Raw genomic sequence first — 12,848 nt, forward strand, 5'->3', positions numbered from 1 at the left:
GTTAAACATCCTTAGCTCTTATGAGATCTTCTGCTTCTGCAAAGAACACGGCGCCGTTTAATAGGGGTTGGGGAAAAGTAGCTGGCAGAGATAAATCGTTAGCTCTTGATCGTATGATGCAGTTTGCGAATGAGCATGCTGGAGAAATCGATGAACGACGACACTGAGGGCGACCGAGGCCGGGAAGCCGATGCACCAGGCGATATTCCGCCTAAGGGTCTAAGAGATGTATTCTGGCGCGTCGTTGGAGCAATAATTGCCGATCGCGTGACATTGATTGCTGCTGGTGTAACCTACTTCATGTTGCTGTCGCTTTTTCCAGCGCTCGGAGCGTTGGTGGCGCTCTATGGGTTTGTCGCCGATCCTACCGCCATCATGTCTCACATCAGCTTCTTGGCTGGTGTCTTTCCGCCAGGATCGTTCGATTTGATTTTGAACCAGCTGACGTCTCTCACGCAGCAGGCGACGTCGACAAGAAGTTTGGCTTTCTTTGGTGGTTTGCTCGTCGCGATCTGGAGTGCCAATAGTGGTATGAAGGCCTTATTCGATGCGATGAATGTTGCATATCGCGAAGACGAGAAGCGTAGTCTCGTTCGACTGAACCTGCTGTCGCTGGGTTTCACCTTTTGCGCCCTTGTCGTTGCGATCGTCCTCATCGCAGCGATTGGCGTTCTGCCAGCAGTTTTAAAGTACCTCTGGCTTGATGAATGGCAGGAGCTTCTCGCCCGTCTGGCGCGGTGGCCCTTCATAATTCTTGTCTTCGGGTGTGGAATCTCGATGATCTACCGGTACGGGCCAAGCCGCGAAGAGGCAAAGATCAAGTGGCTAAGTTGGGGTGTGATATTCAGCACAGCGCTTTGGCTGCTCGCATCCGTGTTGTTCTCGTTCTATCTTGAGAACTTCGCCAACTATAACGCGACCTACGGCACCCTGGGAGCTCTGATCGGATTGATGGTCTGGGTCTGGATTTCGGTCATCATCCTGATCATCGGTGCAGAAATCAATGCCGAGCTCGAACATCAAACGCGCAAGGATTCCACGACTGGCGCACCAAGGCCGATGGGGCAACGAGGCGCTTTCGTTGCTGACACTCTTGGCGAAGCCGTTAAGGAAGACCGTTGAAAACAAGATTTTTTGCGACGTTGCGCGGTAACTTTGCGCAGCTGCGCAAATCTCGTTCAATGGGGAAAATAAGCTCGCCGACACTTATAGAGTGGGGCTCATTCCGCTTCAGTGGTCGTGTCAGCCGCTCATAGGGGAGGGCTTGAGTGGCCCCGCCAATAGTGGCAGGGCCATCATGCTATTACAGAACGGTGACGTTCTCAGCCTTTGCCTTGCCAGTCTTGCGGTCCTGGCCAACATCGTAGCTGACCTTCTGTCCATCGGTCAGCGAGCCGCCGAAGCCTACGGCCGAGATATGAACGAAGACGTCTGGGCCGCCGTTATCCGGAGTAATGAAGCCGAAGCCCTTATCCTGTGCGAAAAATTTAACTGTACCGGTTGCCATGTTGTCCTCGTTTTTAGATTGGAGGTTATCGCAATATCGTCTGTTAGGCCGAACTGCAACTTTTTTTCGGGTGCCATCGTCCCAACGAAGTGCAGTTCAATTGAAATAAGGGTAGTTTTTCTCCTGGCAGCTCGTCACGTCATGCGGGTGTGCGTCGTGGGATTCGGCAACTCACCCTGAGCTTTGAAAAACTTATTGCTTAGTTTGTCTCTAATCGGTTGCGGATGGCCTGGCGAAGTTCGTCATCGCGATCCGCTGGCGCTTTCAAGACACAGGTGGAGCAATATGCGCCACCGTCCACGTGGTAAAACCGGCAGCAGCCGCCACGCTGGACAAAGGTTTCACACTTCTCATGATGATGCCTGTCTGCGACTGCGAGGTCAAAGTAACGAAGCTCGCGATTAGCAAACGGCGAGCCATGAACTTTGAGAATCCGCATCGCCGCGGCTTTTGCTGTCTCAGCGGTGTCAAACCGGCGTCCCGAGTCCAGGAAGAGGTACGCAATCGCGTCGCCTGCAAGACGCCAAAGGGCGGCACGCGAAAGGCTTGTGCGTGCGTGGATCTGCTCGACAACGGGGCTGAAGTGCTTTTCAAGCTGGCTTCTAAGCCACTCGCCATCGGAGGGATTGTCTAGCTGACCATACCCAAAGAGGTTTTCGGCGAAATGTACATGGGCACGTCGAGCTCGATATATCTTCCCGTCAACCAGCTTTTTCGTCGTGTAAAAACGGAGTCCGACCGATGCGAGTGAGAGGTCGGCAATGAGGCCAAAACCAGTAAACAGCGGAACCGTCGCAGCAGCTATTATATAGCTGTAGTCGTTCATCATCAGCGCTCCGGCTGTCTTGAGATCGACACCGTCGTATCGCGATTGCTCGAAAAAGATAAACTCGTCGATGGCTATCTGATCGGAGAAAAATGTTTGGGCACTGATCCATTCCGCGCTTTGCGAGCCGATGTCGGCGCGGACCTCGGGAAGATATGCCGCCTGCGCGTCGAGCGCACGGCGGAGCAACGCTTCCCTTGTGTCGTTGGTCGACGCCTGCGTGATCTTCTTCGACGGTCCATAGCGGTCCACCATCAGACGGAGGTTCCCTTTCGTCTAAATAGCCGGGGAAGACAGACTCTTTTGATATTCGCGGCAAACAAATCAAGCTGTCTCTATTGGGGATAGATATCGGCCCGCACAAGCCGGTCTACTGGGACCATATGCCAGCCCCGCAGTAACGAAAACGCGGTTCACCACGTCAGAGAAACCTTCGATTCTGTTTTCAGCACTCGGATTGCGCTCCGCATGAAACTTGTGCCGTAGTATCAAGTTCTAGGTTTTGCAGCAATCTCCAATTCGTGGGGGCGGGCTACGGTGCCCTGCAATGAACTCGGACGCGAGTGAGAAGCGCACAGCGAAATCCGTGAAGCACGACCTCACTTAATCGGGAGACGAGCCTGACTGACGGCGCTCATCTGGTGATAAGCTGAGGGTTTTGAACCGTGTGCTTGGGTCCGACGCAGCGAGACGCGTTCGTAATTGTCCTAAACAAGTTCGTTCATCTCCAAGCATTTCCTCGTAGGTGGTATAAAGATGATAAGAATACTCCTGTTTAATGCTTCGGAACAGACCGGCGCTTGAAGCGCTGAAAACCTTCAACTTGTTTGCGGCGTTCCTGGCTCATCAGAGCGGTTCTTGCATGGCCCAAATCGACGACGCGATCTCCGGAGACGCCGCCCCGACCTCGACCTTCGAACGGCGGTTAATGGTTGTGCTGGGAGGGCTTTACCTCGCTCAGGGCATTCCGACCTATTTGCTCCTCGTGGCACTGCCTCCGATCATGCGTGAAAGCGGGGCATCGCGTACGGCTATTGGTCTGTTTTCGTTGTTGATGTTGCCGCTTATCCTAAAATTTGCGGTCGCGCCCCTGGTGGATCGATGGTCTCCCTTTCCCAAACTCGGCCATCGCCGCGGCTGGGTGGTCCCGACACAGCTTCTGGTGAGCGCGGGGATTGCCTCGATGGCGTTGGTGGAGCCGAGCGACGCCGCCGTCCTGTTTGCGATCTGCATATCGATTACGCTTGTGTCTTCCGTGCAGGACATCGCAACGGATGGTTACGCTGTCAGACGCCTGACCGACAGGACGCGCTCGATGGGCAACGCCGTGCAGGCCGGGGCAGTTGCGCTCGGCGTCATCATCGGAGGTACGGCGGCGCTCGTGGTATTTCATGTTGCGGGATGGCACACGATGATCCTGCTCGTCGCCGCGCTATCGTTATTGCCGCTGATAGCTGCGCTGGCGATGCAGCCGGAGGCCTCCACGGGGAAAGAGAAAACCCGCGCCAGCCTTGCCGGATTCTTCCGGCGCCCCAATGCCTGGTTGATCCTCGGTTTTGCGCTGACATACCGGGCGAGTGAAGGTCTCGTTCGCGGTATGGAAGGTACATATCTGGTAGACAGCCAGGTCCCAACCGACTGGATCGGTTACCTTTCCGGCGGGGCGGCCGCGACGGCTGGTCTCGTGGGGGTGGCGATTGCTGCATTCATTATCCGCAAGTCTGGACTGACCGCAACGCTTATCATGCTGGGTGGCCTTAGAAGCCTCTGCTTCTTCGCCTTTGCCTTGAATGCGTTTAGCATTTGGCCTGGTATGTGGGTGGCAATGTCGGCCTCGGCATTCCAGACGCTGATCCGTTACATGGAACTGGTGGCCATCTATTCCTTCTTCATGAAGAACTCGTCGGATGATCAACCGGGGACGGATTTCACCATTCTCACCTGTGCTGAGTTGATCGTTTACATGGCGGGAGCCTCGGTCGCTGGTTTTGTCGCGGACCGGATGGGCTACTCGGCGCTGTTTTCGACGGCGACGTTGCTCTCGCTTGCCGGAATGGGGCTATCGGTGTGGTTCCTTCGAAGGATCGGGCGCTGTCCGAGGGCGCCTGTTACGGCAGGTGCCTGATACGGACGCGAATCCACAACAATTCCATTGGAGTTGATAAAATGGACCCGTTCCCACGGCACGATAACGATTATTACCTCAAGCGTCAGGCCCGTCGTGAATCTAATGCGCGCAGCTATCCGAGACGGTTTCCTCTTGCGCTGAAATCAGCGTCGGGGTGCCTTGTCACCGATGTGGAAGGGCGCACCTATCTCGATTGCCTCGCCGGCGCCGGGACGCTTGCGCTGGGACACAACCATCCTGAAGTCATTGCCAGCCTTCAGGACGTACTGGCCTCCGGCCTACCGCTCCACACGCTCGATCTCGTGACCCCTATCAAGGATAAGTTCGTTTCCGATATTTTCGAAACCCTGCCGTCCGGCCTTAGAGAACAGGCAAAGATCCAGTTCTGCTCACCGAGCGGAACAGATGCGGTGGAAGCGGCGATCAAACTTGCCAAGACCGCGACGGGGCGCACGGATGTCATAGCGTTTCGTGGCGCCTATCACGGTATGTCCCAAGGGTCGCTCTCCTTGATGGGCTCGCTTGGACCAAAGGCCGCGGTCGGCCAACTGGTGCCGGGAACGCACTTCTTTCCCTATCCCTATGCTTATCGATGCCCCTTTGGACGTGGCGGCGATGAGACCGCGACGCTTGCGGCGGACTACTTCGAGAAGGCGCTACGCGACCCCGAAGGTGGCATAAATATTCCCGCAGCGGTTATTCTCGAGGCCGTTCAGGGCGAAGGCGGCGTTATCCCGGCACCTGCCGAATGGCTGAGCAGGATCCGCACTGTGACGAGCGAACTTGGCATTCCGCTCATTCTAGACGAAGTGCAGAGTGGCGTCGGGCGCACCGGCACATTCTACGCCTTCCAGAAAGCGGGGATCGTGCCCGATGTCATCGTCCTGTCCAAGGCGATAGGCGGCGGTCTGCCGATGTCGGTTATGATCTATCGCGAAGGGCTCGATCTGTGGAAACCGGGTGCGCATGCCGGCACATTCCGTGGCAATCAACTTGCCATGGCGGCGGGATCAAAAACGCTGGAAATCATCAAGCGCGATGGGCTGGTGGAACGCGCAGCGATTGCAGGCCGCAGGCTGCGGTCCAACCTGGAACGCATCCAGAGCCATACGCCCTATATTGGCGATGTTCGTGGCGAAGGCCTGATGCTTGGCGTCGAGGTCATCGACCCGACCCGCAAAGGGGACAGCTTCGGCTATCCATCGCATGGCGGCGATACTGCCAAGGCGATTCAGAGCGCCGCATTCCGTGATGGTTTGATCCTGGAAACCGGTGGTCGTTACGGAAGCGTTCTCAGATTGCTGCCTCCCTTGACCATTTCCGACGCGCAGATCGATCAGGCCTCCAATATCCTGTCCGACGCCTTCCTGCGACTTGGACGCAACGCGGCATGAATCTCACCTTGTTGCATAGTAAATCGGTCGAGGCGGCGGACGACGCTTTGTCCGCTACGATCCTTGGCCCGGGCATCACCGCACGTGCGGCTTATCGGAAAGCGATGATGGCTGCAGTGGCAATGGTTGGCGATAACGCGATCCGGAGCGAAATTCACTCCGGTGTCGATGCTGATGGGATGCGCGAATTCCTGGCGGCGCTTGATGTCTGCCCGGAGCAGGGAACCGGCGTATTGGCAGCGCTCGAGGACGTCGGCGTTCCGGCGGTGCAGCATGCGCTGGACGTTGGCAATCCCGCGACCATGGCACATCTTCATTGCCCGGTGGCGGTGCCGGCACTTGCAGCGGAAGTGCTGATTTCCGCCACCAACCAGTCGCTCGATTCCTGGGACCAATCGCCGTTTGCGACCCTGGTCGAAGAACGGGTGCTCTCATGGCTGACAGGTTTTACCGGAATGCCGGACACAGCGAGCGGCAGTTTCACCAGTGGCGGCAGCCAGTCGAATATGACTGCTCTTTATCTCGCTGCCGAAAAAGCGGGCCTCTCGGTGCGAGGAAAAGGCGTCATCTTCACCTCAGAGCAGTCGCATTTCAGTATCCAAAAAAGTGCGTCCTTCCTCGGTTTCGCCAAGGATGCCGTTGTGACAATCGCAACGGATGAGGCAGGCCGCATGTCTGTATGTGCCTTGCAAGACGCGATTGCGGACGCGAGGGCGAAGGACCGGCCACTCGTCGCTGTCGTGGCTACAGCCGGCACTACGGACCTCGGCGCCATCGATCCACTGACGGATGTCGCCGATCTGGCGAAGCTGCATGGATTGTGGCTGCACGTGGATGCGGCCTATGGCGGCGGCCTGTTGTTTTCGAAGCATCGTCATCGCCTGCGCGGAATAGAGCGAGCAGATTCCATAGCGCTCGATTTTCACAAGATGCTGTTCCAGCCGATCAGCTGTGGCGCTTTGCTTCTTGGTGATCGCAGCCACTTCTCACCGCTTGCGATGAAGGCGGATTACCTCAATCCGGAAGTTTCGATCTTCGGTGATGTACCCAACTACGTGGAATCATCGATCCAGACGACGCGACGCAGTGATGCGCTGAAAGTGCTGATGACGTTACGCGCGATCGGACGTGACGGTCTCGATGCCCTAATTTCCAGGACACTCGAGAATGCGAAGGCGGCGGCTGGGGCCGTGCGGAGGCGTGATTATCTGCATCTGGCGCAAGTGCCGGAGTTATCGACGGTTCTGTTTCGCTATGTTTCCCCACAGGGACCGGAACGATCTGACGAACTGACGCTTGCCATTCGCGCTGAACTTTTCCGACGCGGCATTGCCGCGTTAGCAACCACCGTCCTTGGCGGACGGCTCCACTTTAAACTGACGCTTCTCAACCCTCATTCCACACCTGACGTCATCGACCGTGTTCTTGATGCGGTCGGAGAGATGGCACGTCAACTGGAGGACGACCATGTACGCTCGTAAAGCTGCAACGCTTGCACTTCGATCGCTGCTTAATTGCGTGGCCCGCGAATATGCGGAGCTGTGCGCCTGGGGGCACGATGCCAGCCGGCAAAAACTGACGCTGAATTTTCCGGAAAATGGCGGCAGCCTGAGGGTGCCGGTGCTTTATCGGTCCGCGACCGGGCATCATCTGTTCGGTGAGCCCTTGGTGCTGAGCGATGACGCCGGTACCAATACGATCAGCCCGGAAAATGCAATCGACCTCATCATCCAGCGCGTCGAGGCAGCCGCATCCAACCATGGCCGCAATGATCTTCAAGCCCGCGCTCATTCGAGCCGTCTCCTGGTGGAGGCTGCCCTTCAGGCCCGCGAGAACGATCTTCCGGCACTGGTTGGTGAGGAAGTTTCCTTCATTGAAGCGGAGCAAGGGCTGATTGCGGGTCATGGTATACACCCTTGCCCGAAAAGCCGGGAGGGCATGACGGAAGACGAGGGCAGACGTTACTCGCCGGAATTTGCCGCAAGTTTCCCGCTGCGCTGGTTCGCCGTCTCGCGAGAGATTTACCACACAGGCCATTCCGAGTGCTCTCCCGCTGCTGAGGAGTGGCTTGAGGACGTGGAGAGCGAAAGCTTACGTGCCCTTCGCAAGGGGCTCCCCGACAATGACTTCGCCTTCCTCCCGGTACACCCCTGGCAGGCGGATGCCGTGCTGAGACAGCCGGTTATTGCAAATCTGGTTGCTGCGGGGAAAATTGTTGATTGCGGAGAAGCAGGCAAGCCTTGGTTTCCCACATCCTCCGTGCGCACGCTTTACCGGCCAGATGCACCCTTTATGCTGAAGCTATCGCTCGGTATCGGCATCACAAATTCCGTTCGCATCAATCTTGCCCGCGAACTCTTGCGGGGCGATGACATGTATCGCTTCCGGGCAAGTCGTTTATGGCAGGATCTCGGTAGGGAATACCCCGGCCTGACATTGATGCCAGACCCGGCCTACATGGGTGTGGCGGTCGGCGGCAACGTGATTGACGGTCTTTCCGTTACCATGCGCGAGAACCCGTTTCATGGGGCTGACGCCGACCGCAACGTCACACTCATCGCTGCCCTTTGCGAACACTTGCCGGAGCGTGGCAGCAGGCTAGGCGCGCTGATCAGGGCGCAGGCTGACAGAGAGGGCCGCTCGGTCGACGCCGTCGCCGCGGACTGGTTCTCACGATTCCTGACGGTTTTCGTGACCCCAGTATTTGCTCTTTACCTGCGGCACGGCATCGCAATGGAAGCGCACCAGCAGAATATCCTGATCGAACTTGCCGATGGGTATCCGGTCGCTGCCTTCTATCGTGACAATCAGGGCTTCTTCCACCACGAGCGTGGTCATCCGGCCCTGAATAAAGCTGTTCCCGGGATCGGCATCCGAAGCGAATCCGTCTTCGGTGAAGAGGCGGTCGATGAGCGGGTTCTCTATTACGCTTTCATCAACTCCGTCCTGGGCACGATCGGTGCGTTGGGTCGCGAGGGTCTTGTAGCGGAAGAAACGTTGATTTCGCAGCTGCGTGCAACGCTTATCGACCTCAAAGCAAAAGAGGGTGGACAATCGGTTTTGGTCGAGAAGATGCTCGGTCCTGTTCTGCGGTGCAAGGCGAACCTCAAAACGCGACTGGCACAGATGGACGAGCTGGTCGGGCCGCTTGAAACGCAATCGGTCTATCTTCAGATCGAAAATCCACTGTTCCAGCATGCGCGGGCGCAGGCTCATGGATAACCTGACCACGATCGGCACCGATTTTGCCCATTCCCGTTACGACCCGGACATCGGCAAGACGATCAGCTTCCGGCTGCTGGATAAAGAGCGTGATCTCGATCTCCTGTGGCGCTGGATGAACCAGGCCCATGTTGTGCCGCAATGGAAGATGGCAAAGCCGAGAGAGCATATCGCCGCCTATATCGATGCCAATCTGGCTGACCCACATCAGGATCCGTATATCGGCTTCATCGATGGCACACCGATGAGCTACTGGGAGGCCTATTGGGCAAAGGACGATATCCTTGGGCGCCATTATCCCGCTGCCGACAAGGATCGCGGCTGGCATATGCTCGTGGGCGAGCCGTCGTTCTTTGGCAAAGGGATCGCTCCAGCGGTGATCAGGGCGTTCACCCGCTTTCTGTTTCTCGACGATCCCGCAACGGAGAAGGTGGTGGGTGAACCAAGTGTCGAGGCGCGACGCCTGCTGCGTTATGCGCCGGTCTGCGCCTTTGAGGAGCAGGGGGAAATAGACCTGCCAGACAAACGCGCGAAACTGATGTTCTGCCATCGACAGCGCTTCATCGAACAATTTGGACTTTGATCATGACCACACTCGATCTCGCCGGAATCGGTATCGGGCCATTCAATCTTGGCCTCGCCTCGCTTCTATCGTCCCATCCCCAGGTTTCCGCCGCTTTTCTGGAGCGTAAACCTGGATTCCGTTGGCATGAAGGCCTCATCTTGCCGGGAACGACGCTGCAGGTCCCGTTTCTTGCTGACCTCGTTTCAATGGCGGATCCGACGCACCGCCTGAGCTTCCTCAATTATCTGGCCGCTCACGACCGTCTCTACAAATTCTATTTCTATGAGAATTTCCTGATCCCCCGCCAGGAATATGATGATTATTGCCGCTGGGCCTCGCAGCAGCTCGAGAGCTGCCGGTTCGGCGAAACCGTTGTGGACGTGGAGCATGATGCTGCGACCGACACTTTTCTCACCAAAACCTGCTCTGCAAGCGGCGCCACACGTAGCTATCGCAGCCGAAATATTGCGGTGGGGATCGGAACGTCGCCCTACCTGCCGAAATGGCAATGCTTAGAAACCAATGCCCCTGTCTTCCACTCCGCCGAATTTGCCAAGCGCAAAGCGGAGTTGACGAAAGCCCGTCGTGTAACGGTAATCGGGTCCGGCCAGAGTGCAGCTGAATGCGTGCTTGCGCTCTTTAGCGAATTGACACCGCAAAAGGTGGCGGCAGGTGCATCCATTCGCTGGATCACTCGCTCCTCGGGCTTCTTCCCCATGGAATACTCCAAGCTCGGTTTGGAATATTTCACCCCCGATTATATGCGCGAATTCCACAAGCTGCCGCGCGTGAAACGGCGGCAAACCGTTGCCGATCAGGGATTGCTCTACAAGGGTATCAGCTTTTCGACGATCGGGGACATCTTCGATCTACTCTATGAGCGCTCGATCGGCGGTCGTGATCCGGGCCTGACACTGGCACCCAACTGCGATGTCACCGATGTCCAATCTGCTGGATTTGCTGGCGGACTGAACATCGGCCTGCGGCACAATCTCTCTGGTGAGGAAAGCATCGTTGAGGCCGACGCGGTCGTCTCGGCTACGGGCTATCGCCATGCGTGGCCACAATGGCTCGACACCTTGAAGGAACAAATACTGGAAACGTGCGAGCATGGCGACTTAATCGTTGACGCGGACTTCCGCGCCAGACGTCGCGACGGCGGCGCGGGCGCAATCTTCGTGCAAAATGCCGAAACCTTCCAACACGGTGTCGGTGCGCCAGACCTCGGTCTCGGTGCTTTCCGTAACGCTGTCATCATCAATCAATTGCTCGAAACAGAACATTACCGGGTCAATGCGCGATCCGCCTTCCAGGATTTCGGGATTCCGCAGGACCGCGTCCCTTCCTCAACATTCGCAGGAGATTTCTATGCCCGCGCCGTTTGAAAATCTTTATGAAGCCGCCTTTGCGCCAGCCCTTTGGAAAGAGACGTCCCTCCGGCTGCTGGCCAAGGTGATCGAGGAGTTCGCCTATGAACGTGTTTTCCCGATAACGCTGGAGAAGCCGGACCATTACCGCATCGACTTTTCTGCCGCGTCCTACAGTTTCAGGGCTCGGAGATACGTGTTCGACAATCTCTCTGTCGAGCCGGAGAGTATCGTAAGGCACGCTGACCACGTCAGCACGCCGGTTCACGATCCGCTAGCCTTCTGCGCGGAAATACTGCCCGAGCTTGGCGTCAAACCGATGACAGTCGCCCACTTCATCCGGGAGCTTGGCAACACCCTTGTCTCAGATGCTCACACCGCCGCGAGAGCACGCAAGACTGGTGCGGAGCTCGCTGAACTCGACGATATCCAGATGGAAGGGGAGATGACCGGGCACCCTTGGGTCACGGTGAGCAAAGGGCGTATTGGCCTTGGTTACACGGATTATCTTGCCTACACCCCGGAAAGCCAATCGGCGTTGAAAATTGTCTGGATCGGGGTCAGTCGCGAGCGGGCAACGTTCGTTGGCGAAGCGGGACTTACAAATGCGCAACTGGTCGCCGAGGCTCTCGGTGAGCGGCGTTATCCGTCGTTTGTCGGCAAGCTCTCTGCCGCCGGCTTCTCAGCCGAAACACACCACATCATGCCAGTCCATCCTTGGCAGTGGGACCAAATGATTGTGCCGCACTTTGCCGCAGACATTTCTTCCGGGCATATCGTATTCCTGGGAGAGGGCGAAGACCTGTATCTTCCACAGCAATCTGTCCGCACCCTCTCCAATGTCAGCAACCCGGCAAAGTCGACGCTGAAACTGTGCATGACGATCCTCAATACCGCAGTGTATCGCGGTATTCCCGGGAAGCGCGCGCTCACGGCAGCACCGTTCACGAGCTGGCTGGACGACCTTTTAAGGAATGACACCTTCCTCTCGAAAGAGTGCGACCTGGCCCTTCTGGGAGAGCGTGCAGGCATGCACTATGTACATCCACAGTTCTCCAAGGTTCCCGGCGCGCCCTATCAGTTCAACGAGATGCTTGGATGCCTGTGGCGCGATAGCCTCGCAGGACATCTGAAGCCCGGTGAAACTGGCATGCCGCTTGCCGCATTCATGCATGCCGGTAGCGATGGCAAGCCCGTGTTGCAGGCGCTGGCGGAAAAAGCAGGTGTCAGCGTAGAAGGCTGGCTGGCTCGGTTCTTCGATGCCGTCCTGCCTCCCGTCTATCACCTTCTCGCCCGTCACGGTCTGGCGTTTTCCGCCCACGGGCAGAATGCGACCGTGATCCTGAAGCATGGTTTACCGGTGCGGTTGGCTCTGCGCGACTTCATCGACGATGTGATCGTCTGCGACCTCAATTTCCCGGAGAGCGAAAGCTTGCCGACGGAGGTTCAAGGTGTGCTGCTGCGCCTGCCTGCAGACTTCCTGATGCACTTCATCCAGACGACTCTTTTCATCTGCGTTTTCCGTTACATGTCAGTGCTGTTGGACAAGCGGTCGGGCGTGTCTGAGACCGTATTCTGGACTTTGGCAGGGGAAAGCATTCGACGCTATCAGGCGCGGTTCCCCGCCATGGCAGAGCGGTTTGCGATCTTCGATCTCTTCGCTGACGAGTATCCCCGGCTTTGCCTAAACCGCGTGCGCCTATTCACGCACGGTTATGCTGACGATGACGAGCGGCCGGTGCCGGATTTCCAAGGCATGGTCGACAATCCTCTCGTTTGCTTCGACCGGAAGAAAGACGCGGCCTGAGAAGCCGCGTGACCTCCACCGATCCTTGGATC

General features: G+C 57.2%; 10 protein-coding genes. 8 read left to right on the top strand and 2 right to left on the bottom strand.

Going from position 1 to position 12,848, the window contains the following annotated elements; genetic code table 11:
- The first annotated feature begins 150 nt into the window (after positions 1–150).
- Complete coding sequence (locus tag WKI41_RS02495; protein WP_340191943.1) at positions 151–1,122, top strand: YihY/virulence factor BrkB family protein; 972 nt, start codon at positions 151–153, stop codon at positions 1,120–1,122.
- 181 nt (positions 1,123–1,303) lie between these two features.
- Here the strand turns inward: WKI41_RS02495 and WKI41_RS02500 are convergent, their stop codons facing one another.
- Together WKI41_RS02500 and WKI41_RS02505 are read right to left on the bottom strand one after the other, a co-directional pair.
- Positions 1,304–1,507, bottom strand: a complete 204-nt coding sequence (locus WKI41_RS02500) for a cold-shock protein (RefSeq protein ID WP_340191944.1) — start codon at positions 1,505–1,507, stop codon at positions 1,304–1,306.
- 199 nt (positions 1,508–1,706) lie between these two features.
- Positions 1,707–2,588, bottom strand: a complete 882-nt coding sequence (locus WKI41_RS02505; protein ID WP_340191945.1) for a (2Fe-2S)-binding protein — start codon at positions 2,586–2,588, stop codon at positions 1,707–1,709.
- Positions 2,589–3,195: 607 nt separating this feature from the next.
- Here WKI41_RS02505 and WKI41_RS02510 point away from each other — a divergent pair.
- The 7 genes from WKI41_RS02510 to WKI41_RS02540 are packed head-to-tail and all read left to right on the top strand — an operon-like array spanning position 3,196 to position 12,816.
- A complete protein-coding gene (locus WKI41_RS02510) occupies positions 3,196–4,458 on the top strand; it encodes a RhtX/FptX family siderophore transporter (RefSeq protein WP_340191946.1) in 1,263 nt (420 codons plus the stop codon).
- A 41-nt stretch (positions 4,459–4,499) separates the two neighbouring features.
- Complete coding sequence (locus WKI41_RS02515) at positions 4,500–5,855, top strand: diaminobutyrate--2-oxoglutarate transaminase (protein WP_340191947.1); 1,356 nt, start codon at positions 4,500–4,502, stop codon at positions 5,853–5,855.
- 8 nt (positions 5,856–5,863) lie between these two features.
- Positions 5,864–7,336, top strand: coding sequence for a pyridoxal phosphate-dependent decarboxylase family protein (locus WKI41_RS02520; protein WP_340191948.1), 1,473 nt, complete (start codon positions 5,864–5,866; stop codon positions 7,334–7,336).
- Positions 7,323–9,077, top strand: a complete 1,755-nt coding sequence (locus WKI41_RS02525) for an IucA/IucC family protein (protein ID WP_340191949.1) — start codon at positions 7,323–7,325, stop codon at positions 9,075–9,077. Before WKI41_RS02520 ends, WKI41_RS02525 begins: the two co-directional genes overlap by 14 nt.
- Positions 9,070–9,660, top strand: coding sequence for a GNAT family N-acetyltransferase (locus WKI41_RS02530; RefSeq protein ID WP_340191950.1), 591 nt, complete (start codon positions 9,070–9,072; stop codon positions 9,658–9,660). Before WKI41_RS02525 ends, WKI41_RS02530 begins: the two co-directional genes overlap by 8 nt.
- A gap of 2 nt (positions 9,661–9,662) precedes the next feature.
- Positions 9,663–11,027: a putative histamine N-monooxygenase gene (gene basC, locus WKI41_RS02535; RefSeq protein ID WP_340191951.1), complete on the top strand. Its 1,365-nt coding sequence runs from the start codon at positions 9,663–9,665 to the stop codon at positions 11,025–11,027.
- On the top strand, positions 11,011–12,816 hold the full coding sequence (locus WKI41_RS02540) for an IucA/IucC family protein (RefSeq protein ID WP_340191952.1): 1,806 nt from the start codon (positions 11,011–11,013) through the stop codon (positions 12,814–12,816). The genes basC and WKI41_RS02540 overlap by 17 nt, the downstream gene beginning before the upstream one ends.
- Positions 12,817–12,848 lie beyond the last annotated feature (32 nt).

Origin of the sequence: Agrobacterium larrymoorei, assembly GCF_037722385.1 — a bacterium.
Lineage (GTDB): Bacteria > Pseudomonadota > Alphaproteobacteria > Rhizobiales > Rhizobiaceae > Agrobacterium > Agrobacterium larrymoorei_C.